The organism is Streptococcus marmotae (assembly GCF_001623565.1).
Classification (GTDB): domain Bacteria; phylum Bacillota; class Bacilli; order Lactobacillales; family Streptococcaceae; genus Streptococcus; species Streptococcus marmotae.
The window spans coordinates 2,013,526-2,040,224 of the sequence record NZ_CP015196.1; the positions used below are offsets into that span (position 1 = coordinate 2,013,526).

The following is a 26,699-nucleotide window of genomic DNA, read 5'->3' on the forward strand; positions in this document are numbered from 1 at the left end:
TGTCTCCTTTATTTTATTAATCGCAATTTACTCTTGCCAGTTACTCCAAGGGCATTTGCTTCTTCTGTATCCAAATGGCATTCCAGTGCAAAGGTATCCTTTACACGGATAATAACATTATGGATAATACCTCCGCGCTCGCCTGGTAATTCCAAAGATACATTTTGATTATCCTGAACACCGAAACGTTGAGCGTCTGTTGGAGACATATGAATATGCCGCTTAGCAACGATACAACCTTTAGTTAGTTGAACAGATCCTGCAGGACCGATAATGGTACAACCAGGAGTGTTTTCTAATTCTCCTGAAAGTCGTAATGGAGCTTTAACTCCTATTTTAAAGCAATCTGTCGTTGTTAATTCAACCTGTGTCTCTTTTCGAACCGGACCAAGAATGCGAACTTTTTCAATGATTCCTTTTGAGCCTGCGACCATCACACATTCTTCCAAAGCAAATTGTCCTGGTTGGGAAAGATCTTTCATTTTTTTGAAATTGTAATAACGTCCAAAGAGGATATCTGCATCAGCTTGTGATAAATGCACATGATGATTGGAAACTCCTAGAGGAATAGCAAAGTCATTTTCATTTTCTACTTGATAGGTCGTTTCTGAAACCGGCTCTGTTGGAGAAACTCCTTCCTCGATACCGCTCAGATGGTTCACTACCTTATAAAGCAGGCTTTCTAAATCTGCATCCATAGTCTCCTCCTCTTATTTTTGTCTTAAGGCAGATAAAATCTCACGAACAATGGCTTCATTATCTACCTGAGTTTGAGTAGCAACTGGTGTAGCAGACGACTCAGTCACAACGGATTCCTTTTCTTGTCTTCTTTCAAATGCCGCTTGAATTTCTTGAGGGGTCTGGCTTAGAAAAACCTTTCTCTCGCAAGCTGTTTTATCTGCTTTAGCATGCACACTTGGTGACGATGTGCCATCTACCGTTTCATTTACTTGGTGTAGTTGTGCTGATTTTGGTAATGCATGAAATCCAGCATCTTCAGCTACAATTTGTGTTACATCTTTCAATCCGTAGGCAACAGTCTTGATATTGATCAGATGTTCTGGTGTTAAATTATCAGAGACGGAGCTACCGCCATCTGTTCCACAACCAAGTGTAAATGCAATCGGTAAGCCGGTTGAAATACCTGTCCCCCCTTGACTACCACCTGTATTAATCAAAATGCGCGAAGCAGGTTTACTAGAGAATCGGAAAATCATATCTGGATCTTCTGTATGAATGCTCATCGTATGACCAATACCATTTTGCAACAGACGAATACTTAATGCGCAGGCTTCTTCCCAGTTCTTCACTACATAGAACCCTAAAACAGTCGTCAATTTTTCAAATGACAATGGATTGCCTTGACCAACTCCAGCTTGCGGTCCAACTAAAATCTTTGTGTCGGCTGGGACTCTTAGCCCAACTGCTTCTGCAATTGCTGTAGCAGGTTGTCCTACAAATTTTGGATTCATTGATGGATTGTAACCTTTTGAGTCGCCTCTGAAGAGAACGTCACAAACCTTGTCTGTCTCCTCTTTTGTCATAATATAGCAACCGTGATTTTTTAACTCACGTAGCACTTCATCCTTGTTAGACTCTTCACAGATAATAGCTTGCTCTGATGCGCAAATGGTCCCATTGTCAAAAGTCTTAGAAGCAACAATGCTAGCAACTGCTTTTTTGACATCTGCCGTCTTTTCAATGTAGGCTGGTGAATTTCCTGCACCTACCCCAATTGCTGGTTTTCCACTACTGTAAGCAGCTTTTACCATTCCTGGTCCACCTGTTGCGATGATGAGAGAAACATCTTTTGCATGCATCAACTCATTTGTCGCTTGAAGAGTTGGATTATTTACACAACCAATAATATGTTCTGGCGCTCCTGCTTCAACAGCTGCCTTTCGAACCAATTCAGCCGCTGCAATGCTACACCGTTTCGCTGATGGATGCGGTGCAAACACAATTGCATTGCGTGATTTAATCGCAATCATTGACTTGAAAATAATAGTAGATGTTGGATTAGTCGATGGAGTAATTCCTAGTAACAATCCCATAGGCTCTGCAACACGGAATAATTTTTTATTTTCATCAAAATCAAGAATTCCTGATGTTTTGTAATCCTTAATCTCCTCATATAGTAATCTAGAAGCAGCGTAATTCTTATAGGCCTTATCAGCTAGCTTACCAAATCCCGTTTCTTCAACTGCCATATCTGCTAGATAATAAGCATTTGCTTCAACGGTTTTCACGATATGGCGCAAAATCGCATCAATTTGTGCATCTGAGAAAGTTGCTATCTTATCGGAAGCACGTTTCCCTTCTTTTACAAGGTCTCTTGCTTCTTGAATGGAGCAAAGATCTATGTCAACTGTTTTCATTTGATTCATCCTTCCTATCTGATATCCTTATCTTTCTCCTTGTTTTTCAAACTCATCCATCAGAATCGCAATCATTTCTCTTCTGACCATCCCTTGTAACACATCTTCAGCAATTTCAAGCTCTGGATGATTGTGAATGAGTTCTCTTAAATCTGCTGCTTTCGTTTTATCCAAACGTTTTTTATACTCTTTAGCAGTTAAGCGAACTTCTTCTGGTTCATCCTCGACAGGTTGCATTTCTTCTGGAATTACTTCTGTATCCGCTTCTTCTGGAATTTCGAGGATTGTCGGTACGGATTGTAGGGCAGTTTCTTCCGATTCTACTGTAGTGATAACAGGTGGTAGCGATTCAGTTTTTTCTGAATTGGCTTCTTCTGTCTTAACTTCTGGTTCAACAGAAGCTCTGACTTCCCCTATACTTTCTTTTGGCACTTCATATTTTTCATACAAAGCTACTACCTGATCATCTGGCCTAGGAATGACATGCGAACTGTGAAAACAGAGTTCTCCCAAGCGCTTTACTGCACTTGCACCAGCATCCACAGCTGTTTTAACCGCACCAACGTCTCCAGTAATGTAAACAGTTACAAGACCTCCACGAACTTTTTCAGCGTTCATCAAGGAAACATCTGCAACCTTTAGCATGACATCCGCCGCTTCAATTGCACCAATCAAGCCGTACGTTTCAATCATACCTAATGCTTTCATACGATTTCCTCCAAGACTACATTAAATCAGACCAGTTAGAAGGATAGGTTGTATAGAATAATTTCGCATTGTCTGGTGAACTCCAAATTACATCAGATCCTGATGGGATAAAGAGAACATCGCCTTCGCGGCCAACATATTTTTGACCATCGATTTCAACACAAACGGTACCAGAAATAATATAATCAATTTCTTCGTAGGGCAATTTCCAAGCAAAACTTGAACGGTCAATTGCTAAAAAGCCTGCACTCATTTTTGCTTCATCTTTACCAACTAATTCTTGGAAACTAACATTTGCCTCAGGATTACCTGTGTCAAATTCATCCATCCGCACAGTTCCGCCCTTGACAACTTTCAAGCCGTTAGAATGGACAACGCTGCGATAAGGTAAATTTGCTTTTTCAATTTTTTTATCACAGGTTGCCAACATCCGCTTTAACAGTGAAAGTAACTCATCTGCGGAAATACCACATTCTCCTTTGTCAGATGTTTTTTCACACCTCTTCTGACCAACTTCAAAGGAAATACCACATTTTTTAGCCTCATCTCGGGCCGCTGGCGTTATGATAGTGTCTGCGTCAACATAACAAATCGTTTGCCCAGCTTCATGGCAGTCAGAAATATCTTTTGCAACAACTAATTTTGCCATTTTCTCTCCTTTATATTAGGAAAAACGTTCTTTTTTCCCGTTTTGCTTTTTTATTTCATCGTAATTTTCATCAATGATACCAATAACAGCAGCATCAACAGGCATCTGATCGTCTCCCATCATTCGTCTGGCCGCTGTCCCAGTAGTGACAATGACGCGATCGCCAATACCAGCACCAATCATATCTACTACCACCAAAAGTTCGCCTGCCTTACTGCCACCTTTTACTTCAGCGAGTAAAAACTTGACACCACTTAACGCATCGGACTTTCTCGTAGCCCAAATCGTATCTACCAATTCTGCAACTAGCATATTTCCTCCTTAATAGATAATTTCTTGACCACAATTCATTGCGATGCCAATCGGTGTGACGAACATTGGATTTTGGGGTTTAAGTGTTTTAATCCCCGTCTCTTTTTCGATAATGGTTTCAATTCCTGTCAAGCAGCTTGTCCCACCTACCAGGTAGATGACTTCCACATCAAAGCCGTCAATTTGTCTTCGAATAATTGAAGCAATCTTTTCTACGACAGGCTTGAGAACTGGGAGTAATTCTTTATGATTTTTTGGGTTGCGTTTATAGGCATCAGCTTCATCTATGCTGATTTGATAGGCTCCTGAAACGACTAATGAAAAATGTGTTCCACCAGTTGCTTCGTCTGCCGCCTTCACAACTTTACCATCTTTTAAAATAGAGATTCCTGTAGTACCACCACCAATATCAACGATTGCACCGTTTTTCAGACCAACGATTGTATTTGCCGCAGTAGGCTCGTCTAATAAGGCAGTCAACTCAAACCCAGCACTTTGAACGACATTCTTTATCGCTCCACCATCCAACATATCTGTACCAGGTGGGATAGCTGCTGCCGCATATAACAGTTCGGTATCTAGTTGTTTTTCCAATTTTTCTTTTAATTCTCGTACAATACGAATTGCACCGATATAGTCCACTACCATGCCATCACGAATGACACTAGCTGGTTGATGGGCCCCGGCTACAATATTTTTTTGATCGTCTAAGACAACTAGGACTATGTAAGCCGTCCCCAAGTCAACACCGGTAAAGTAGGTGCTGCTTTTGGACTTAATTGGCTTTTTCTCCGCCTTTTCAAAGTCTGATACGTATTGGTCACATGTTTTCGGCAATACTTCAGGCATCCTGTTTGACCTCCTCGCTCTTGTTTAGATAATAAGCAATCAATTGCTCTAAGCGCTGAACAACCTCTGGCAGACTAGCTTGTGCTGCAATATCAAGCTGTTCAACCCAAGCATCCAATCGGAAATAAATCGGATAGAGTCTGGTCAATACGCGTCCCTTGTTGGTCTGTAAAAACATGCCAACTGTCGATAAATTTCCTATAACAGCCGTTTTGTCCATCTGCACTGCTTCAGTATTCACCATCGTAATCGGTGGTAAACTACAGCTTTCATTTGTCAGTGCAAGTGCTAAACAACGTTCGATGATTTTAAGTTCTTCTGCTAACGGCATATCCGTACCGGCTAAGTCATAAGCTGTTTTTAGTAGTTCACAGCGAATCGCAAACCATTCAGCTTGACGAAATGTCGCAGGCTGAGCACAGCATTCTGCTTGTCCCTCTTCTTTTTGTAAAGATAGACCAGTACTATTTCTCCTCTTTTGAACCTGCTCGTTTGCATCGATTATCTTAATCTTACGGTCTGCAAGAAAAGTTCTTGCTCCGGGAGTTAATCTCGTATTTTTCTGGATAGTAAAGGTATCGAAAGGAAAATTATGATACTCAACACGTAAATCATCTTCGGTCAGAAATTTCATAAACTCCCTCTTTCATTTAAACTCAAACTGCTTAGAGCAGTTTCTTCGTCAAATCCCTACTGTCCCATATAAGTTATACAGTTCTTTAAACTGTAGGGGTTTATAATAGACCTCTGTAAATTTCCTCAATATCAGCAACTGTGACGGAACGAGGATTTGTTGGTGTACAAGCATCTACAGCTGCCCGTCGTGCCATTTCAGGAATCATTTTTTCAAACTCAGCAGGATTTATTCCCAATTCCTTAACGGTTGTAGGCATATCCATTTTTTTCATCAACTGAGTAATAGCATAATTCAAGGCACGTACACTTTGTTTTGCTGTTGTACCATATATATTCAATGTATTAGCTACTTGCGCATATCGTCTAGCAACAGCTGTATCACGATCTGCTTCAAGCGATGCATTGAATGAAATAATGTGAGGTAACAATACTGCGTTTATTCGACCATGTGGTACATGGAAAAACGCTCCAATCGCATGAGATAAACTATGACAAATTCCTAAACCTGCATTATTAAATGCAATTCCCGCAATCGAAGATGCATTGTGCATTTTCTCACGCGCTATTTGGTTTTTCCCATTTTTATATGCTTCTACAATGTAGCGGAATGTCAAGGCTAATCCTTTTTCTGCACATGCATCAGAAAAATCTGTTGCACGTTTTGAGACATAGGCTTCTAAACAATGAGTCAGTACATCCATTCCAGTATCAGCTGTAATTGCTGGTGGAACACTCATCGTAAAAGCAGTATCAAGGATAGCAACATCGGGAACAAGTGAATCATCAACCAAAGCATATTTTTCATTGCTTTTTGGATCCGATATAACTGCAAATGAGGTATTCTCGCTTCCGCTTCCACTTGTCGTTGGAATGGCAACCATGATTGGTTTAGCAACTTTCTCTGACTCAGTATAGACCCGAATAACAGCCTTGGCCGCATCCATCGCAGAGCCTCCACCTACTGCGATAACAGCATCTGGTTTAAACTCTCTAATTTCAGCAACACTCTCAGATACTACTTCAATGGTGGGATCTGGCACCACTCGTGAAAAGACTCTATGGACAGCCCCCATTTCATTTAAGCAGTCCAACACACCCTGAATCATATTACTTTTTTCAACAAAAGGATCGCAAATGACATAGGCTTTAGTGATGGACAACTTTCCAATTTCTCTTGTAGATCCCGAACCAAAAATAAATTTCGGACCTACAGTAAATTCTTGTATGTTCATTGATTACCTTCTTTTACCTTTTCCAATTTATGTAACAAATATTGGAGTTCTTCTTGAATATTGAGGTCCAACTCATAAATCACATCTACTTTCGCTTCTGTCAGTTCCCTATGACAGTCTAGTAGCTGCTCCCTATCTTTATCTTTTTGACCAATGACCACACCAACCGTCGGGATTCGAAAACTTTTCGCAAAATTTGGCGGATACATCCTTGACTTTCGCTCAGAATGCAATACCATCAATACCCCATAAGCATTTTGCTGGGTCGATATGATGTGTTTCTTCATCCCAGGACTCCTCAGATAGGACTCCGGAATGAGAATGCATTCGTTATAGTAAATAATCGAACTAATAAACTGTAGTTGCTGGTTCCCTTCCAGCTCTTTTACAAGTTCCTTCTTGCTACTATGGTCTGGTCCAATCACTAATAGTCGTTTTTTCATGAGCGTGTTAGCGGAACTACTGCAAAATCCAGATTTTCTTTAAAATAATCTACAATGCTCTGCAAGGCAGTCTCCACACTCTGAACATCTCCGCTGAACATCACAGACCCTGTAAACCGGTCTACAAAGCAAATATCAACGTCTGCTGCCTTACCTGCTATATCAGTTGCAATAATCGCTGTTTCGTATGGGGTCAACGCTAAAATGCCAATTGCTCCTCCATGAGAAACACCGAGACTGTCATATACCGCACGAATTGGAGCAGCAATAACATGAGCCAAGGTAATCTGTTTTCCTGGAACAGATTCTTGAATGATTCGATTTATTTTTTCTGTCTTATCAGTCAGCATGTTCCCTCCTTCAACAGATTAGTGTTTTACAACCGTTACCGGAAATTGATAGGATAAAATATAACTTTCTATTCTGTCCAAATCGTATTGACTCAAAGAAGGATCACCCTCAATCTTGTACTCCATACCAAGCTGGTAATATTTATTAACCCCTAGTTTATGGTATGGAAGCAAGTCGATTCCCTGAAAATTAGGATAATCTTTATACGGAAGTAAAAATTCAACAATGGCTCGGATTTCCTCTTCACTATCATTGATACCTTTTAGCATCGGCATCCGAATTTTTACATTATGACCCGCTTCTAGGAGTGAAATCAGATTTTTTAAAATGCGTTCATTTCCTACACCAGTCCACTCATTGTGCTTCTTTGAATCCATGTGTTTCAAATCAAACAGAAATAAGTCTGTGTACTCAGCGACTCTCATGACAACTTTATTCGGTACATACCCTGCAGTTTCTACAGCAGTATTTAATCCATCATGCTTACAAGCCTGTAATAGAGCTACAGCTCCTTCCGCTTGAGCAAGACATTCACCACCTGATAAAGTTACCCCTCCTCCTGACATTTCATAAAAAGCATCATCCTCATGGATAATCTCCATTATTTCAGAAATCGTTTTTGATTCCCCTGCAACAGAGATAGCACCTTCTGGACAGCCATCGATATCCTCCTTAGTTGGAAACCTTTTATTATATTTTCGGATGTCAATCGGATGCTCTTTGTCTGCATAATCAAACGGAATTGGATTTGCTTGATTCTTATAAGCAAAGCAAATTTTTCCTAGAGGACAGGTTGATGCACAGGAATTATAAGGTTTACACAAGGTTTCCTTGTACATTACATTAGAACCAAACTCTAAGCCTTCTGGATTTGCGCACCACTTACAACGCATTGGACAACCTTTGAAGAAAACAATCGTCCTAATCCCAGGACCATCATAGAGGTTGTACTTTTGAACATTAAATACATTAATTCGAGTCTCATGTTTTTTTCTTGATACTACCACTATCTGTTTCTCCTATTAAGGTTGTAGTAGTTTTTAATGGGAATAAAAACTACTACAACTTCTCAATGATTCTTGTTAAAGTTTGACACAAAGCCTTTCTTTATTAAATACTACACAATACTGTACGTGAAATAATTTCGTCCTGTACATCTTTACACAATTCAACAAAGAAGGCACTATATCCCGCAACACGAACGATTAAGTCACGGTATTTCTCTGGATGTTGTTGTGCATCAAGCAAAATCTTGTTATCAAGATAGTTAAATTGCATTTCACCATTACCGAGGATACTAGCTGTTCTCAATAATGTAATCAAGCTTTCTTCCCCTTGAGGAGTATCAAGCAAGCCTGCCATAATCTTGAAGTTATGCACCATACCAATATTCATATTTTCATTAGCCATCTTAGAAACGGACTTAATAATCGCTGTAGGACCTTTTGTATCCATACCATGGTCTGGTGAGATACCATCTGATAGTGGTGTCCAAGCACGACGACCTGAAGCAGATGCTCCTGTAATTTGTCCTAAAGGAGTATTGTTTGAAATAGACAATGTACCATGACTCAATACTGAGTAAAGTGTCCGGTATTTACGGTGTTCTTCTTCTGTAAATTCAACAATATCTGAAGTAAAGTAGTCAACGTAGTCATCGTCGTTACCATATTTTGGTGCTTCAAGACAGTCTTTTCTGATTTGATCGTATCCTTCAAAGTCAGCAACTAAAGCTCTGTTCAATTCTTCCAACGTATATTTCTTATCTTCAAAGACTAATTTCTTAATAGCAGCCATTGAGTCTGCATAGTTAGCAAGACCTGACCAAACAACACCAGGACCGAAGTTATACATAGCACCACCAGCTTTAACATCTCGTCCATGCTCCATTGTTCCTTCATACATCATAGACATTAATGGAACAGGCGCTAGTTCACGTTGTACACGTTGTGAAATAACTGTCATAACAGAAGTCCATTTTGTAACATATTTAATTGTTTCTTTGACTGCTGCTTCAAATTCTTCAAAAGTCTTGTATTGACTAAGTGGTCCCATATCAGGTGTAACAGGTTTTCCATACCAAAGTGGCACACCACGGTTCAATGTTGTTTCAATCAATAGTGGCCATTGGGTATAAGCTGTTGATGTCCATTGGTAAAGGCGACCAGATTTTTGTGGTTCTACACATCCCATGAGACAGTAATCACGCGCATCTTCCATTGACACACCTTTTGCCAACATCATCTTAATATGGCTATCATCGAAGTGACAAGCTGGGAATCCGAGACCTGCACGAACAACATCGACAATCTTTTGTAAATATTTACGTGGTGATTTATTGTTGATACGAGCTGCCAACGTAGGTTGGTAAACTTTCACATGGCGAATCGCATCCATCAATAGATAGGTTAAATCATTTGTCGCATCGCGTCCTTCACGAGTTACACCACCCACACACATGTTAACGAATGGTTGGTAACCTGCGAAGAATTTAGAAGAGCCTTCCGATGTCAACCACATCATTTCAGACATCTTAATGAACATAGATCCTGCGATTTCAAATGCTTGGAAATCGTTCATGCGACCTTCTTCAATATCCTTCTTGTAGAATGGATACATGTATTGGTCTACACGACCAATTGAAAGACCTGTTTGGTTTTCTTCACAAAGAAGCAAGTGTTGAATTGTTACTAAGTACTGCATTGCTTCCCAGAATGTTTCTGGTTTGTGTGCGGGTACATTGGCATTTACACGAGAAATCATTTCCAATTCAGCTTTACGTTTTGGATTTGTTTCCTTGCTTGCTAGTTGTGCTGCGTATTCAGACATCCGTTTAGCGTAGATGATAACACCTTCTGCTGTTAAGATTTGTCCTTTATAGAAGTAAATCTTTTCAAGGTCATCTGGATTTCCATAATCTAATTCTTCTAAATGAGCTTTTGCTTCTTCAATGACGTCTAGCATACCTTTTTTCATACCAACAACGTCATAACCAGGGTTAGAGTCACCACCACCAGATTGTGCATGGTATGAACAGTCTGACACAAATGATTCACCTGATAATTCCCATGCTCCTGCTTCGCGATATTGTGATTCACACGCTTCATCAACAGATTTACCAGTCCAATATGGGAAGATTTCTTCTACCAATATTTTCTTGTTTTCTTCTGATAAATCATATGGGTCTTGTGGGCGAGTTGATACAGTATCTAATTCATCTCGAAGCCAACGCCAAGAGATATCTGGTGAGAAAGCTCCCCAGCGAGGTCCACCATTTGGTGCACCAACTAATAATTCATTGTCTTGAATGACAAGTGGAGCATTTTTACAAAATTCTTTGAAAGCTGTACCACGAAGAACTGCTTTAGGCATTCCTTCATTTTCTTTTGATACACGAGTTAAATTAATAGCACGAAGCAAAGAAATAGTTGGACGAGCACTCAAATATTGATCTTTTAAAGCTTGTAAACGAGGGGTGATACCGTTTGGTATTTCTGTTCCCTCACTTGCCAATACTGGAGCTGCATCTGGTTTTGTAATATCACCTGACACACTTTGAAAAATTTTAGCAAGTGATGCGCGTTCCGCATCGCTCAATTGTTTGGTTGCTTCTTGTAATTTAGCTGTAAATTCTTGCATATCCATGTTAGATACTTCCTCTCTTTCCTTAAAACTAGGAAATCTTTATGTTGTTATTTTAAAACCGACTTGACGGGTATAAGTCCAACTCTTAGGTGTCATGTTCTCTGAACTATAACCTCGTCCTGTTGTAATTCCTCCCAAAATCAATGATGGGGAGAAATTAGATGTAATTCCCGTCGCTGCACAAACCGTTGGAGCATTGACAACGATGCGTCCAACCGATTTTACCGTTGCAAATTCCCGAATCACTTTCCAATCTTTCGAATGAATGGTAAGGGTATGCCCCATCTTCAACTCTGCTAATAGACTCATACATTTGATACAAGCCAAGGTCCAATCTGGTTCTAAATAAACCAAGATAATCGGACAGAGCAACTTCTGATTAAAGAAGTCTTCTTCATTCATATAATCTTGTAGAGATACGAGAACAGTTGTTGTTTCCGGAATCGTAAACCCTGCCATTTTAGCTAGCCAAACAGCAGATTTACCAATATAAGAATTTGTAATATTCTTCTGTGAACGTTCCAAAAACTCTCTCAGCTTCTGTGTTTCAGATTCATCTAATATATAGGCCCCGTTCTCTAGCATGTACTGCTTTATTTGATCGGCTATCACATTTTCAGTAACCAGAAACTGTTCTGCTCCTGGTAAAATCCCATTATGAAAACTTCTGGAATGAATTACATCTTTCACGGCCTGCTCAATATCTGCTGTACGCTCGATAAATACTGGACCAGACGATTCCCCTCCATAAATTAAGGGCGTGTTTGTTTGAAATTGATCTGTGATATATTCAGGACAACCGATATTGACAATCAGTGAAACTTTATCACTTTTCAAAACTTCCATGATTCCTGAATCCGTAATAATTTCAGCAATCGCAATGCTTCCTTCGGGAAAACCACATTTTTCTGATAAGGCAATGAGACATTTAAAACCGTCAATTGTTGCGGATTTTGAACGTTTATTAGCAACGACAACCAAAGCATTCCCGGATTTCATTGCTAATAATACTAAATTGACCAACAAAGAAAACGTCGGATGAGATGGCAGAACTGCTACAACGACTCCCAAAGGGACACCAATTTCAATCAGTTTGTCATCCACATCGCCATTTATGATTCCTACATAGGATTCTTTTTGCAGAGTCTCTTGAAAACGTTGAAGAAATTGATGGCACAAAAATTGCTCATCTTCCTCATTCCCATAATCATTTCCTGTAATAAAATCCGAAATATAGTTGTCTGCTTCTTTTTGCAAAGCTGTTATAAAAGAGGCACTATATTCATCCAATTCACTTTGACTGAGCTTTTGTAATTGAACAAAAGACATTTGAGCATTCAGAAGCAGGTTTCTTGTTTCTTGAATCGAATCTAAATCTTTGTCAATATATCTCATGTGCAACTCACTCTCTTGTTCTTATGATTCTTCTGGTAACAGAACAGATAGAGAATACCGATCAATGATTTTTCGCAAATCTTCATGCGGTCCTGGGATAACCACGTGGCTGTATACCTCTGTACCCATTTTTTCCACCGCTTTGACACCAGCATCCACTGCTGTTTTACATGCTTCTGTCTCTCCTTGTACAATGACTGAGATATAGCCAGAAGCGGTATTTTCATAACCAACTACATCGACTTCAGAAGCTTTTACCATTGCATCTGCTGCTTCTAGTGCAAAAACCAATCCAAATGTCTCAATAGCTCCTATTGCTTGATATCTTTCCATGACTTTCTCCTTTAGCAGTTGTCAATATCATGCACTGAAACAATGTCCCCAACAGTAGGGATTGGTCTTGGCATAACGTTATGAGATGTTAGTTTTCCAATCGCTGCTGCCGCGCGTGCCCCTGCTTCAACCGAAGCTTCAACTGCTGCAACATCTCCGACAACCATGATTGTAACTAATGTTGAACCAACATTCTCATAAGAAACTAGTTTGACGTCACTCGCCTTTAACATCTTGTCGCAAGCCTCTAATGCTGGAACCAATCCAACAGTTTCGACCAGCCCCAAGGCTTGTCCACCACGATATCTCATGTTGACTTACTCCTTTTATTTTCTAAACTCTTTTGCAATATATTTTTCTGCTGCTGCTTTTCCATCTTCAGTGATTTTATAGTGAATCCGTAAATCCCCACTTTCATCCAAATCATATCCAGATTGTTCCAGATAGCCATTACATTCTAATGACATCAAATGTTCTAAAAATAGTTCTTCGGTAAATTGTTTTTCACTACCATATTGTGATTTTAAAGCTGACATAACTTGTTTCACATCGGCTTCGCTAACGCTATCCATATAATTCAGTACGGCTGTTCTTGCTGGTAATAAACGCATCTTCTATACCTCATTTTTTCTAAAGAAATCGAGTGGATTTGTTGTTACTAAAATCGCTCCCAAGATAATGGTGATTGAACCAATTACAATCGATGGAGTTATTGGTTGATCTAGGAATAAGATACTCAACAAAACTCCCCAGAAAGCATAGGTAATATTGAGGGACATTCCAACTGCTGTACCGACCATTGCGTTTGAACGATACCATTCTGTGTAGGAAATTCCAACAAGTGTACCAGAAACTAATAATAGAGCAATCAACAATGGTGAACTGAACATACTAGTAAATAGTCCAGTAGCACCGATTAGCGGTACGATAACGACCATCTGTACCAACCCTGAAACAAGTTGACGAAGAGTAACGTTGACTTCTGAGTCAAGAATCGCTCCACCAAAACTAGAGATACATCCTTCCAAGCCCCAGCAAATTGCCGCAAACAAAGCTAAGATGATACCAAGAGTAAAGTTTGGAGCACCGTCAGGTTTCACCATGTTAATGATAATCGCACCGATAATACAGAATACCATTCCCCCAACAACGCGAGCGTTGATTTTTTGTTTTAAGAAGATAGCTGCAAAGATAGCACCAAAGGCTGCCGTTGTAGCTGAAATTGGAATAGCAAAGGCACCAGCAAGGTAAAGACCAACGAGATAGGCACCATTAGCTACTGGACCTCCTAAAATATAGCCCAAAAGCATAATTTTACCAGGTTTTGTTGCAAGACTTCTCGCTAGTTCATGGAACTTACCTGTCCTTATAACATTGAGCAACAAAACACAACCACCTAGAAAATCATTGATTGCCCCCATAACAAATGGTGCTGCTAAGATACCAACAGCGGACTTTAAGGGATCAAATCCTTGGACAATTATGATTAGAAATGAGTATAGTCCATAAAACAAACCAGAAATGGCACCACTTCGTATTCCCGAAGTATGAAATTTCTTTGTTGTTGCAATCATCTTCTGATGTGCATCCAATTGACCTATGTTTTTGGTATGTTGTTCCATAAAATCCTTACCTCTCATCCATTTACTATAAGTGATACCTACCTATTTTTTGTTAGGTAAAATTGTTTCCACTTCACCGTGTGGTCGTGGAATAACGTGAACAGAGATGAGCTCTCCAATACGTTGTGCTGCCGCAGCACCCGCATCAGTAGCTGCCTTTACAGCTCCTACATCTCCACGTACCAGAACAGTGACTAAACCGCCTCCTACATGTTCTTTCCCGATTAAAGTAACATTTGCTGCTTTAACCATTGCATCGGCTGCCTCAATAGAGCCAACCAAACCCCTTGTTTCAATCATCCCTAATGCTTCGGAACTCATGATAACACCTCCGTTTTATATATTTTTATACTGTATAATAATGGCTCTATGAGCCTACAATAGGACGTGAAGCATTTACAATGCTTCTGTAATAAAGTTTTGTTTAAACAATAAGGATATAAGCTTAAGATCACCTATTTAAGATAATTGTAAGCCTTTCCACAAGGGGAAAGTCAACTGTTTTCCGCAATATTTTAAGGTTTTTACCAAAAAAAGATAGCAGAAGTACGTAATTTTTATCACAAACCTTTATACGTCAATGTAATCGCTTTCTCTCTAATGAATTCTGAATTTTTTAATAAAATTAGAAGGAAAAATCTTTACCTAAAATACTCGATAGAAAAAACTTCTTTTCACAAAAAAACCTTCCCCTTAAAGGAAAGTTTTTAGAGCAAATAAAATTAGTTCATATTTTTTTAGGGAGAGTGACTAGTAAATAACATAGGATACAAAAGAAGGGAGTGAGACTCAATCGATATTTCGCAGAAATCGATTTACCTCATTTCTTTATTTCTAGGTTCGGGCTAGACGAATCCACTGGATTCGTTTCCGCTCACCCCCGCAAGGTTGATGCGATTTGTAGAATGTTGATTTATCAACGTTTTACAAATCCGACAATCCTCGCTTTCGAATTTCTAGGCTCAGGTATCAATAGACACTCCCCTGATTATTGATATGCGTCAAACTGTTAAAGCTGTAAAAGAAACGAGGCTGGACACTTTTGTCTCAGCCTCCTCGTCATTTCAGAATTTTAAACATTCATATAGTAGCTAACTGCCTTATCAGGACCTTTCTTCCCCCACTAGACTAATGAAGTATTTCATTATGAGTTACTGTTGGAATAATGATTTCTGTAACAAATTCATTGCTATTTTGAGTCACCCAGTAATCAATCACATAACGTTCATAACATTCCGATTTCAACGTATGATGACAAGCATTTGCGTAGTCCACCATTTTTTGATAGGTTTCTTCGATTTTGTCTAATGGTCCAATGTGGTAACTACTCAGTGCCATAAAGCCACCAAAACTTGAAAAATCAGAAGATTCAGGATAACAATGCTGTAAAATTGTTGCAGTTTTTGATTGTCCAGTCATTTTCTCCTGATAGGAATCATACTTTAAAATCACTGGACCTGATACTTCCAATTGTCTATCTTTCAAAAACTTTGTCCACTCAAGATTGATAATCGATTCCTTATAATTATACTTGTACAATTGTTCTATCTTACAGTAGTTTCTCTCTTCATGATAGTATTTAAGACTGATAACTTGACTTGCCAGACCAGCATTGATTTGAGCTTGATTTTGTAAGCACATTTCTCCTTCAATGATTAACTGAAGCCAATCATCCACTGATGCAAGAGAGACTAGCAACTCTTCTCTTTTTGCTTTGATTTCCTCTCTTCTTTCCTTCAACAAATGGTAATGATTTGAACAACCTGCTAGTGAGATGAGTCTTTTTATCTGCTTTAGGTCCAACCCGACTTGTTGATAATACTTAATCACAGGGATTAACAACAGCGTTTCTTTGTCATAATAGCGATAACCAGTTTCCTGTGAAACTAATTTCGGTTGAATCAGCTCCAAACTTTCATAATAACGCAAAGCCTTTGCTGATACACCACATAAATTTGCTGCTTGACCAATGGAAAATAATCTATCTTCTGTCATCATAAACCTCCTCTGCTCAAAAATTTTCTATAGTTCCCTAAAAATCATTTGTGACAGCGCTATCAAACTAGGGATGGTTATATTGTATTATACTAAAAAAAAAAAGCAATTTAAAACTTAAATAACTCGACAATATACCCCTCCTTAAAAATAATGGTCGGATACTGTTTTGAAAATTACTTCCTTCAAACATAGAAAATAGTTGAAGCATGGAAATGATGATTATAAAAACGAGGCTGGACTGTCTGTCCGGCCTCGTTTATCAAAGTTAAAAAAGCAGATTGGCACACCTGATGTCGTTTAAAACAATTCTTTATAAAACGCGATGGTTTCTTCAAGCGTTGGCATAAAAGGATTGCCTGGTGCGCAAGCATCAATTAAGGCATTTTTAGAAAGGTATTCAAAGTCAAATTCGTCTTCTTTGATATCTAATTCTGTTAGCTTTTTCGGAATGCCGACTGTTTCAGATAGTTTTTCAATTTCTGAAATAGCATAATCAGCACACTCTTGGTCTGTCTTTCCTTCAGTATGAAGTCCAAAGGCTTTTGCGACATCACGAAATGCTGCTGGTACTCGTTTGGCATTCTCTCGCTCAACGACAGGCAAGAGCATGGCACAACAAACTCCATGTGGAAGGTTGTAAACAGCTCCTAATTGGTGCGCCATTGAATGGACATAACCTAGCCCAGCATTGTTAAAGGCCATTCCTCCAAGGAAAATTGCATGTACCATTGACTCACGTGCTTCAATGTCGTGACCATTTTCAACAGCACGAGGAAGATATTCTTTGATTAACTCAATTGCTCCAATAGAGAGTTTCTTGGTTACTCCATAAGCTCCCGGTGTGACCAGCGCTTCAACTGCGTGAGTCAGTGCATCCATTCCTGTTGCTGCTGTTAGTGCTGCTGGTTTTGATAACATCAGCTCTGGATCATTGACTGAAATGAGAGCCAAGCTATTTTTATCCACCATAACCATTTTGACCTTGCGCTCTTCATCGGTAATGACATAGTTAATCGTGATTTCAGCCGAAGTTCCAGCCGTCGTATTAACAGCAACTACAGGTAAACCTTTCTTTTCAGACTTATGAAGCCCTTCGTAATCTTGTGGTTTCCCGCCATTGGTCGCCATAATCGAAATACAGCTTGCAGCATCTTGAGGCGAACCTCCACCGACTGAAATAATGAAATCACAACCATTTTCTTTCAAGGCTTGAAGACCGTCTTCAACATTCTTACAAGTTGGGTTAGGTGCAACATCACTGAAAATCACATATTCGATAGCTGCCTCGTCTAGCGGTTTTGTTACCTTTTCTAAAATATCACTGGAGCGGATAAAATTATCTGTCACCAAGAGTGCTTTTTGGTAGCCAAGTTCTTTGACATAACTACCAACTTCTTGAACACAGCCTCGACCAATTAAATTGACTGCTGGTACGTACAATGTTGCCATAATATTTCTCCTTTTACACCTCTATTTTCAACTACATTTAGTAAAACAATTCACACGATATTCTTTCTATTGTTAGATTTTGTTTAACAACCTGTATCACTGGCTAATCTAAAAATCCTTCATGTGGTGTTACGCCAAATGCTTGAGCCAACTCTTTTAATTGTTGGTCTGTAATTTCTTGTCTTACTACACCACCCTGAGCACCTACCTGGCTGTAAATCATAGCCGCTTTTTCAATCACTTCGACTAAGCCGTACGTTTCATCAAGGGATACACCTGAAGCAAACAGTCCATGATGTGGCCAGATAACTGCTTGAAATTCACTCATCTTCTCAGCTGTTGCCTGACCAATTTCACGGGTTCCTGGTGTCATATAAGGAATAACACCGATACCTTCTGGGAAAACGACTAGAGATTCAGCCTGCATTTTCCAGAGCAAGCGTGATAAATGTCGCTCCTCTAGCACCTGCGTAAAGGTAAGGGCAATGAGATTAGTTGGGTGGCAATGAAAGACAACACGCTGTTCTGGGTTGACTGTTAAGCGTTCCATGTGGCTCATCAAGTGGCTTGGAAATTCAGATGTCGGCTTTCCTCCGTCTGCAAATCCCCACAGCAAATGCGCCTGCTGTCCATCCTCTGAAATTTGTACCAATCCCAAGTCTAATTCCGGTTGATGGATAATATTTCTAAAATAACGACCAGTCCCTGTTACGAGGTAATAAAAGCCAGCTAAGTTAGAAGCATCAAAACCGAGTTCAAAGCTACGGATGACTTCTTTATTATCTTCATAACCTGCCACTTCTTCTGGCAAGACACGAACAGAAACATTCCCACCATTGCGCTCATCCCAGTAGCGTTCGTAGGATTCACGGGTTACTTCACACATTTTTTTGACAATTGCTGAATCGACAAATTTCATCTTTTTCCTCTTTCTAATTATCGTTTATTGAGTATGTCTTCTTCGTATTCCTTTACTTTTTTTAGCCAATCAAGACCAATAGGAACCCCGTTTTTCTCGCAGAAATAATTCCAGACATCTGCATAAGGGAAATCTTTTAATTCTTCTGTATAAGCCAAACGGGAAGTGAAATCAAATTCATTTTCCATATTCTTTAAATCTTGCGTTGGTTCAAGCAGCGCTTTTAAGAGTGCTTTTTGGGTATTTCGAGTTCCCACAACCCAAGCTGCAATCCGATTGATGGTCGCATCAAAGAAATCTAAACCAATGACTGCCTTATCAAGAAGGTCATTACGCACCAATTCTTTTGCGATATCTTGCAATTCATCATCCATAATCACAACATGGTCAGAATCCCAGCGAACTGGACGAGAAACATGGAGCATAATCCCCTTTCCAAATAAAGCTAAAGCAGATAATTTGTTGGAAATCACTTCTGTCGGATGAAAATGTCCTGCATCAAGAAGAATCATTTTACCGCGAGTCAAGCCATAACCCATATAAAATTCGTGAGAACCTACAGTATAAGCCTCTGCACCTAAACCAAACAATTTGCTTTCAACTGCATCTTGTGTATAGCGTTCATCCAACTCTTCGCTAAAAATCTCATCGAGAGAGTCCATCAAACGTTTCCGAGGGGCAAGGCGATCGACAGGATTGTCCTTGAAGCCATCTGGCACCCAAAAGTTATTGTAACAAGTTTGTCCTAGTTCACGTCCCATGTATTCTGCAATTTTTCGACTGCGTTTTCCATGTTCAATCCAGAAATGACGAACGTCCCTATCAGGGTGTGAAAGAGTCAATCCCTCTTTCATCATAGGGTGTGAGAAGAATGTCGGATTAAAGTCAAGACCTAGACCTTGTTCCTTTGCCCAATTAACCCATTTTTCAAAGTGACGTGGTTCTAATTCATTTAAATCAACTTGTTCATCTGTATCTAAATAGATTGCATGTAAATTCAACTTGTGCTTACCTGGGATAAGCGAATAGGCTTTTTCTAAATCCTGACGGAGCTGATCAGGTGTGCGGGCCGCTCCAGGATAATTTCCTGTTGACATAATTCCCCCCGTCAATTCACCATCAGGCGATAAGAAGCCTTTCACATCATCTCCCTGCCAGCAATGCATGGAAATCTTAACTTGTTGTAATCGTTCAAGTGCAGCATCTGTATCTACTCCGATAGCTGCATAGCGTTCTTTTGCTATTTGATAACGTTCTGCGACTGTTGTCATTTCTGTTCTCCTTTTTTATTGTTGTGGTTGAAATAGTTGAAAAGTCATACTCTCCTCTAACCAAGTACGAGCCTCGGCTAAATTTGCAAATTCACCTTGACTAATCATCTGTACCAAGAGATTGCCAATTGCTGTTGCTTCACTCGGACCCGCAATCACAGTTCTCTGAATACAATTCGCAGTTAACTGATTAAGCAACTGCACATTTGATCCTCCTCCGACAATATGGAGACAGTCAAAGTGCTTGCCAGTTAGCTCTTCTAATCTCTTAAATTCCTTAGCATATAAAGTAGCGAGATTGGAGTAGACACACATCACCAATTCTCCCAACGTTTCTGGAACTTGCTCACCGTGTTCATGGCAATAGGCTTGAATTTCTTGAACCATACTGTGTGGATTGGTAAAACGGGGGTCGTTCAAGTCGACAGTTTGCAAAAATGGTTTGACGTGACTTGCAGCTTCTGCCATTTCTTGGAACGAGTAAGCTCCCTCATATTCTCTTGCTATTTCTTGAATGCACCACATGCCAGTGATGTTTTTTAGGAAACGGTAGGTCTGATAAGCTCCCCATTCATTGGTGTAATTAGCCTGATAAGCTTCTTTCGTGACAATTGCTTCCTCATTTTCTGTCCCAATCAAGGACCAGGTTCCACTAGAGATATAGGCCCATTGTTCTGTAATAGCCGGTACACCGACCACCGCAGACGCTGTATCATGGGTTGCTACTGCAATTACATCCACATCTGGCAACTCATATCGAGCATGATGTTCTGGCAAGATAGTTCCAATTACTGTTCCACTTTCTACCAAATCTGGAAATTTTGAGACTGGAAGACCTAGAATTTCTAGTAATTCCTCATCATACTTTCTATTTTCGCTATTCAACAATTGAGTTGTTGAGACATTACTCACTTCACCCAGCATTTTTCCAGTCAAACAATAGGCGATATAGTCAGGGATGAGCAGGATTTTATCCACTTGCTCTAGTAATTCTTGGCTTTCAACCGCCAACTGATATAAGGTATTAAAGGCCAAAAACTGAATACCCGTTTTTTGATAAATGACGTCTCTAGGAATCTTTTGGAAAACTGTTTCCATAGCGCCGTTTGTTCGATGATCACGGTAAGCAATTGGCTGAGCCAGTAAATTACCCTGCTTATCAACTAAACAATAATCAACTGCCCAGGTATCAATACCTAACGTTGCTTTTTCGATTCCTTTTTGTTTGATTTTCTCCAATCCAACAAAAATATGCTCGACCAATTGTGTCACATTCCAACGGTCATACCCATCTTCTTTACGAAAATGATTGGGAAAACGATGAATCTCTTCTAATTCTAATTGATGCGTTTTTCTTGCAAGGATGACACGTCCACTTGAAGCGCCAATGTCAACAGCAATATGATAGGTCATCTTCACACCTGCTTTCTAAAACGTTTACAATACTATTAAACAATAATCTTTTTTATGATACAATATCAATAGATAAGATAAAGTGTATCAAATTTACAGGCAGGAGAAACTAGATGACTTCCCTAGATGAATTGTTATTTCAAGAAACCAAGCACGAAGCAAAGCAAAAAGAAACAGGTTTTATTGCAGATTATTTAGATACCGAACTATTAAAGCCAAACAGTACACCTAGACTATCACAGCATTTTTTCTTCCAAAATAAAGATGTTTTCATGAGTAAACATAGCCGCTATGCTCCTTATCCAGAGCATACACACCAATTTCTCGAGTTAAATTATGTTTACAAAGGGACTTGTCGACAGGTGATTAACGGGACAGAACAGCAATTACGGGAAGGAGACCTACTACTAATGGATGTCAACAGCCGCCATTCAATCGAAAGTTTAGGAGAAAAAGATATCCTTATCAATCTTCTCTTTCGCAATCAAGATATTTCCTTGGAATGGTTAGGACAGTTGCAGGGGGAACAAAGTCTGCTCTATCAATTTCTCTTGTCAGATGCTTCCGCTAATTACCAACGGGATAATTTCCTTATCATCTCGACAAGTAATCAACCACAACTACAAGCCACTCTTCATAATATGATGACAGAGTATTTCCTACCCCAATCTTTTTCCCAACAAATTATCAGTCAGTATCTACCAATTCTATTTTACGAACTGGCGCGCTGTCTCCCTCGTATCACAGAAAAGGAGCTCCAACTAGAAGAAACTCCTTATCTGAAGGTACTAAAAATTATTGACAAGGAATTTGCGACTATCTCGCTACATGAACTTGCTGAGCGTTTAAATTTTAACAAAAACTATCTCAGTAACCTTATCAAAGCTGAAAGTGGTTTCCCACTCACGCAACTCATAAACCAACGAAAACTAATGAAAGCACGTCTCCTTCTCCAATCTACTCATCTCCCCATTCATGAAATTGCTCTTGAAGTTGGTTTTAGTAACAAAACATATTTTTACAAAAAATACAAAGAAACCTTCGGTCATGGACCAAAGGAGGAAAGAGAGAAATAGGGTAATTTTATAATCATGACAACCGTCAAAAGGGGAAACACAGCACATCCAGATGATGTTTCGGACTCCAAAGGCGAATAACCTATCATCAAATACTGGATTATTTGATAAGAAAGGGAGTGGGACAAACCAGGGTGAGCGTAACGTGCTCATCCTGGTTTGTCCCAGCCTTTAGCTATTTTTTAGTTTCTTTTCAACTGTTAAAAAGGACACGAGAACAACAAGGATAGCATAGCAAATTAGTTCAGCTCCTAGGTAACAAAATACCAACATACTGCTCACCATGTCACTTTGAGCGGTGAGACTTGGGTCATAGCCTGCAGAAGATAGTAGACTATTAATAATCCCATTTCCGATACCAGACATCCCAACCATAATTGCGCCGTAAACAGACATAGTCAAGCCGTCACTACGAAAACCATTTTTTAGTTCTAAGTAATCAAGGACATCAGATAAGAGCGCTAAGGTCACATACATGGCTGGAATAGACCCAATTCCTTTTAATACAACACCGACACAGACAATAACGAAGTTATGTACATCAATGAAACTAACTAGTCCACCCAATACAGAAATAATGAGTCCTAAGACGATAGCCTTTTGTTTTCCCAATTTATTGGCAATCGGCCAGGCTACTACCATACCCAATGCTGTCGGTAGTCCCCCAATAAAACCAAGCATCCCCATAGCACTTCCAGCAGCTGCTTCTGTCGTAACTCCTTCAAACATCCAACGACTGTAATAACTCATTGAACCATTTTTAATGAGACCACCTAGCTGGAATAATAAGAAATAAAGAATAATCAGCCACCAATATTTATTCGATAAGCATACTTTCAACTGTTGCATCAATGGAATCGATTTTTCAGATGAAGCTAGTTGGTTTTCTTCTTCCGTAACCCGCTCTCTTGTGAAATAATATTCTAATAAAATACCAACCAATGTTATAAGACAAAGAATACCAATAGCCCAACGCCAATTTTGATAGCTAGCTAAACGATCTAAACTACCGTCATGTTCCACAAAAAGAATATTCTGCAAAAAGATAGGAACCAAGATACTTGCCCCAAGTCCGACAGCAGCTACTCCTGCCGCATTGGACAAAGTAGCCAATAGCCCCCTACTGTTTGAATCTCTGGTTGATAAAGAGACCATGGAACTATGAGAAGTATAAAAGAAGGGGTAAGCTACTGCATAATAAAAGTTGTAAGATAAAGCAATCCAAAGCATTTGAACAATCGGATTTCCTTCTAATGGTAGAGTAAACATCACTAGAAGAGACAGGGCCACTAAAAAGGCTGAAAGAAATAGATACGGCCTTGCTTTTCCTTGTCTTGTTCTTGTGGTGTCGATGAGTCGACCCAAGACAAGATTGCCAATGACTACCAAAATAACTGAAACAATTGGGAGAGTTGCTGAAAATATCCCAAATTTTTCACTGTCAGTCCAACCAATGACATCTGAGTAGTACCGATTTAAGTAAGAAGCCAAGATGGCATTCGAAATCAAGGCTAGAAATGGTCCTACAAAATACCCCAAGCTCTTTTCAACAAGACCTACAGTATCTTTTTTTATGCGACTATCTAATATCGCTTGATTGAAAAATTGTTTCATCTTTTCTCCTCAAAACTTTTTCTATCTATTCTTAATAATTGGTAGCTCTAATTGAGCACTCAGTGCACCGTCAGTCACGGATAGAGTTAGTTGCTCTGATTGATGTGGACGAACAATTGCCATTGCCTCGCCGTAATAGGTATCTGACTCATCTAATAGATACCCCTCACGATTATAAGGGCAAGCATGTCCAAAGCCAACTAAATCTCCTCCGAGGACTGAAATTTTTAACCGACCACGATGCATAGGTTTTAAAATTCCTGCTGGGTCTGTATAACGAATCGGTACAAAAAGTAATTGTCCAGCTTGCGCACCAGTCTCGGGTTCAATCTGGATAAGTGTTTCATCTTCAGCCGTTACCAAATGAGTTTGCCCGATTAGCTGATTTTGTTGATTATAGGTTAATACTTTCAATTCTCCTGGCTCATATCTTGTATGAAAAATGACTTTACAATCATTTTTAAATCTTTTACGCCCGACCAAACGGCTATTAATATAAAGTTCTGCACGCGCAGCACGAGCATATACTTCAACTGTTGCTTTCATTCCTTCATAACCAGGATAGGTCCAAGAATGAAGGGCATCCGTCATTTTCCAAGCAGAAGGACTATGTTTTCCGGTTTGATAAACAGGCCTAACCGCTAAGACAGGTTGCTTGAGCACTTCAAAAGCTACTTTGGTATAGCTTGCTTCAGCTAAGGGACGACCAAGAATATTTAAGCGTCCACTACCCGCTGTTAGCCAGCCTTCTTTAGGAGCAGATTTAGGATAATAATCTTCATATTCCCATGCACCAACGCCTGTTTCTCCCATGTAATCCATACCAGCCCATACAAAATCACCAATAATTCGAGGGTGCTTTTTTGCCATCTCCCAAAATGAATAGGCATCACTACAGAAAGTTTCTGTCCCTAAAATAAAACGATTCGGGTATTTTTTTAAATCTTTCTGATAGCGGAGAATTCCATAGTTGTAACCAGCTATGTCCATGTTGGCAAAAGCATCTCGAGTCTTGACATCACAAGCATGCAAGGTCGCCCCACGTTTCATAAATTCTGCTCCTGTTAAACCAGCCAAGGTATTATAAAATTCGCTGCCGACAGGTGCTTTCTTCTTGTGATTAGCTACCTCTTTTTTCGCTTTTTCATCCGAATAAATGCCTAGACCAATGGAACTGAGAAAATTAAAGAAAATATTTACGCCACAGGTTACAGGACGGGTCGCATCAAGCTGGTGGAGGTAATCCGTCATTTCTTTTGTCAACTGAATACCACGAGGTTGTGCCGTCTCAGAAACTTCATTTCCAGTAGAATACATAATGACACTTGGGTGATTATAGTCTTTCTGAACCATATCTTTCAAGTCCTCTGGCCACCATTCTGCCATATAGTGGGCATAATCATTGTCTGTCTTATGAATATACCATACATCCAAGTACTCGTCCATGACGTACATACCAAGGCGATCACAAGCATCTAGCAAGGCTTTTGAGCATGGATTATGGGCAGAACGAATCGCATTGTAGCCATTCTTTTTTAACAGCTGTATTTTACGCTCTTCTGCTTCTGAAAATGCACAAGCTCCTAGCAAGCCATTATCATGATGGATGCAAGCGCCACGTAGAATTTCTCTCTGACCATTTATCGTTAGGCCATGCTCGGCATCCCAGTTTAATGTCCGAATTCCGAACGGTTCTGTTACGCAGTCTTCTCCAAATCGGATTGTTACAGTATAGAGATTAGGAGCATCTGCTGACCAAAGAAGGGCCTCATTAAGCTGCACAATTGCTTGCCCATATCCGGATTCATCAAGGAAAATCGAGCTTTCACAGATTGACTGTCCCTTATAAGCAATTGTGGCTGTTGCGACACCTGCATGATTTGCAATCAGCTCAATTTGTATTCTAGCCGGTTCAATCGATAAAGTAGTTAAACGAATCCCCTGTTCCAAGATATAGTCTTTTCCACCAATATAGAGTTGCACTGGACGATAGATACCTGCACCAGAATACCAACGACTATTGGGTTGATCACTATTTCGTGCAATCACCTCAAGTCGATTTTTCTGACCAAGTAAGACAGACTCCGTGATATCAACGAAGAAATTTGTATAACCATATGGTCTAAAATAGAGCTTTTTGCCGTTCAAATAGACTTCTGCATTGTGATAAACCCCTTCGAATTCTAAGACAAGTCTCTTGTTCTCCCAGTCTTCTTGGAGTTCAAAATCTTTTTGATAGAGGTAATCGTATCCCTCAAAAAAGGCAACATTTTTACCGCCTAAAGATTCTGCGGTCCTTTGCTCAGAAAACATCGCATCGTGTGGAATCGTGATTTCTTGAAATGCTTCATCTCGATCTAGATGTTTGTATCTCCAGCCAGTTGAAAAATCTACCTTTTTCATACA

Annotated in this window: 26 protein-coding genes; 1 reads left to right on the plus strand and 25 read right to left on the minus strand. The window is 39.6% G+C overall.

The window, feature by feature from the left end; genetic code table 11:
* Nucleotides 1–8 precede the first annotated feature (8 nt).
* The 23 genes from A4H00_RS09840 to rhaB all read right to left on the minus strand — a co-directional run bounded on the left by A4H00_RS09840 (nt 9) and on the right by rhaB (nt 21,603).
* The gene (locus A4H00_RS09840) at nt 9–698 is read right to left on the minus strand and encodes a phosphate propanoyltransferase (protein ID WP_067090426.1); all 690 of its coding nucleotides are present in this window, start codon (nt 696–698) and stop codon (nt 9–11) included.
* Between the two features lie 12 nt (nt 699–710).
* A complete protein-coding gene (locus A4H00_RS09845; protein WP_067091611.1) occupies nt 711–2,378 on the minus strand; it encodes an acetaldehyde dehydrogenase (acetylating) in 1,668 nt (555 codons plus the stop codon).
* A gap of 27 nt (nt 2,379–2,405) precedes the next feature.
* Nucleotides 2,406–3,086, minus strand: a complete 681-nt coding sequence (locus A4H00_RS12325; protein WP_067090429.1) for a BMC domain-containing protein — start codon at nt 3,084–3,086, stop codon at nt 2,406–2,408.
* Between the two features lie 16 nt (nt 3,087–3,102).
* Nucleotides 3,103–3,735 (minus strand): cupin domain-containing protein, encoded by a 633-nt coding sequence (locus tag A4H00_RS09855; protein WP_067090432.1) that lies wholly within the window; start codon nt 3,733–3,735, stop codon nt 3,103–3,105.
* Between the two features lie 15 nt (nt 3,736–3,750).
* Complete coding sequence (locus tag A4H00_RS09860) at nt 3,751–4,047, minus strand: EutN/CcmL family microcompartment protein (protein WP_067090437.1); 297 nt, start codon at nt 4,045–4,047, stop codon at nt 3,751–3,753.
* A 9-nt stretch (nt 4,048–4,056) separates the two neighbouring features.
* On the minus strand, nt 4,057–4,896 hold the full coding sequence (eutJ, locus tag A4H00_RS09865) for an ethanolamine utilization protein EutJ (protein ID WP_067090440.1): 840 nt from the start codon (nt 4,894–4,896) through the stop codon (nt 4,057–4,059).
* Nucleotides 4,889–5,530 carry a hypothetical protein gene (locus tag A4H00_RS09870; RefSeq protein ID WP_067090443.1) on the minus strand — a complete coding sequence of 214 codons (642 nt, stop codon included), beginning with the start codon at nt 5,528–5,530 and terminating at the stop codon, nt 4,889–4,891. The genes eutJ and A4H00_RS09870 overlap by 8 nt, the downstream gene beginning before the upstream one ends.
* Before the next feature lie 100 nt (nt 5,531–5,630).
* Nucleotides 5,631–6,764, minus strand: coding sequence for a 1-propanol dehydrogenase PduQ (locus A4H00_RS09875; protein ID WP_067090446.1), 1,134 nt, complete (start codon nt 6,762–6,764; stop codon nt 5,631–5,633).
* Nucleotides 6,761–7,207, minus strand: a complete 447-nt coding sequence (locus A4H00_RS09880) for a EutP/PduV family microcompartment system protein (protein WP_067090449.1) — start codon at nt 7,205–7,207, stop codon at nt 6,761–6,763. Before A4H00_RS09880 ends, A4H00_RS09875 begins: the two co-directional genes overlap by 4 nt.
* Nucleotides 7,204–7,557 (minus strand): BMC domain-containing protein, encoded by a 354-nt coding sequence (locus A4H00_RS09885; protein ID WP_067090452.1) that lies wholly within the window; start codon nt 7,555–7,557, stop codon nt 7,204–7,206. Before A4H00_RS09885 ends, A4H00_RS09880 begins: the two co-directional genes overlap by 4 nt.
* A gap of 18 nt (nt 7,558–7,575) precedes the next feature.
* On the minus strand, nt 7,576–8,565 hold the full coding sequence (gene cutD, locus A4H00_RS09890; RefSeq protein WP_067090456.1) for a choline TMA-lyase-activating enzyme: 990 nt from the start codon (nt 8,563–8,565) through the stop codon (nt 7,576–7,578).
* Nucleotides 8,566–8,668: 103 nt separating this feature from the next.
* Entirely contained in the window at nt 8,669–11,203 is a 2,535-nt protein-coding gene (cutC, locus tag A4H00_RS09895) for a choline trimethylamine-lyase (protein WP_067090460.1), read from the minus strand.
* A gap of 39 nt (nt 11,204–11,242) precedes the next feature.
* Nucleotides 11,243–12,598 (minus strand): aldehyde dehydrogenase family protein, encoded by a 1,356-nt coding sequence (locus A4H00_RS09900; RefSeq protein ID WP_067090464.1) that lies wholly within the window; start codon nt 12,596–12,598, stop codon nt 11,243–11,245.
* A 21-nt stretch (nt 12,599–12,619) separates the two neighbouring features.
* Complete coding sequence (locus A4H00_RS09905; RefSeq protein WP_067090468.1) at nt 12,620–12,931, minus strand: BMC domain-containing protein; 312 nt, start codon at nt 12,929–12,931, stop codon at nt 12,620–12,622.
* A gap of 11 nt (nt 12,932–12,942) precedes the next feature.
* Entirely contained in the window at nt 12,943–13,242 is a 300-nt protein-coding gene (locus A4H00_RS09910) for a BMC domain-containing protein (RefSeq protein WP_067090472.1), read from the minus strand.
* A gap of 15 nt (nt 13,243–13,257) precedes the next feature.
* Nucleotides 13,258–13,542, minus strand: a complete 285-nt coding sequence (locus A4H00_RS09915; protein ID WP_067090475.1) for a hypothetical protein — start codon at nt 13,540–13,542, stop codon at nt 13,258–13,260.
* Between the two features lie 3 nt (nt 13,543–13,545).
* Nucleotides 13,546–14,553, minus strand: coding sequence for a DMT family transporter (locus A4H00_RS09920; RefSeq protein WP_067090479.1), 1,008 nt, complete (start codon nt 14,551–14,553; stop codon nt 13,546–13,548).
* Between the two features lie 42 nt (nt 14,554–14,595).
* Nucleotides 14,596–14,874, minus strand: coding sequence for an ethanolamine utilization microcompartment protein EutM (gene eutM, locus A4H00_RS09925; RefSeq protein ID WP_067090484.1), 279 nt, complete (start codon nt 14,872–14,874; stop codon nt 14,596–14,598).
* Nucleotides 14,875–15,681: 807 nt separating this feature from the next.
* Nucleotides 15,682–16,548 carry a MerR family transcriptional regulator gene (locus tag A4H00_RS09930; RefSeq protein WP_067090489.1) on the minus strand — a complete coding sequence of 289 codons (867 nt, stop codon included), beginning with the start codon at nt 16,546–16,548 and terminating at the stop codon, nt 15,682–15,684.
* Nucleotides 16,549–16,848: 300 nt separating this feature from the next.
* Nucleotides 16,849–18,000: an iron-containing alcohol dehydrogenase gene (locus A4H00_RS09935; protein WP_067090492.1), complete on the minus strand. Its 1,152-nt coding sequence runs from the start codon at nt 17,998–18,000 to the stop codon at nt 16,849–16,851.
* Nucleotides 18,001–18,103: 103 nt separating this feature from the next.
* Complete coding sequence (gene rhaD / locus A4H00_RS09940; protein WP_067090496.1) at nt 18,104–18,919, minus strand: rhamnulose-1-phosphate aldolase; 816 nt, start codon at nt 18,917–18,919, stop codon at nt 18,104–18,106.
* A 17-nt stretch (nt 18,920–18,936) separates the two neighbouring features.
* Nucleotides 18,937–20,190 (minus strand): L-rhamnose isomerase, encoded by a 1,254-nt coding sequence (gene rhaA / locus A4H00_RS09945; RefSeq protein WP_067090499.1) that lies wholly within the window; start codon nt 20,188–20,190, stop codon nt 18,937–18,939.
* A gap of 15 nt (nt 20,191–20,205) precedes the next feature.
* Nucleotides 20,206–21,603 carry a rhamnulokinase gene (gene rhaB / locus A4H00_RS09950; RefSeq protein ID WP_067090502.1) on the minus strand — a complete coding sequence of 466 codons (1,398 nt, stop codon included), beginning with the start codon at nt 21,601–21,603 and terminating at the stop codon, nt 20,206–20,208.
* A gap of 113 nt (nt 21,604–21,716) precedes the next feature.
* Here rhaB and A4H00_RS09955 point away from each other — a divergent pair, with 113 nt between their 5' ends.
* The gene (locus A4H00_RS09955) at nt 21,717–22,679 is read left to right on the plus strand and encodes an AraC family transcriptional regulator (protein ID WP_067090505.1); all 963 of its coding nucleotides are present in this window, start codon (nt 21,717–21,719) and stop codon (nt 22,677–22,679) included.
* A 171-nt stretch (nt 22,680–22,850) separates the two neighbouring features.
* Here A4H00_RS09955 and A4H00_RS09960 read toward each other — a convergent pair whose 3' ends face one another.
* Together A4H00_RS09960 and A4H00_RS09965 are read right to left on the minus strand one after the other, a co-directional pair.
* Nucleotides 22,851–24,293 carry an MFS transporter gene (locus A4H00_RS09960; RefSeq protein ID WP_067090508.1) on the minus strand — a complete coding sequence of 481 codons (1,443 nt, stop codon included), beginning with the start codon at nt 24,291–24,293 and terminating at the stop codon, nt 22,851–22,853.
* Between the two features lie 21 nt (nt 24,294–24,314).
* Nucleotides 24,315–26,696 carry a glycoside hydrolase family 2 TIM barrel-domain containing protein gene (locus tag A4H00_RS09965; protein WP_067090512.1) on the minus strand — a complete coding sequence of 794 codons (2,382 nt, stop codon included), beginning with the start codon at nt 26,694–26,696 and terminating at the stop codon, nt 24,315–24,317.
* Between the last annotated feature and the right edge of the window lie 3 nt (nt 26,697–26,699).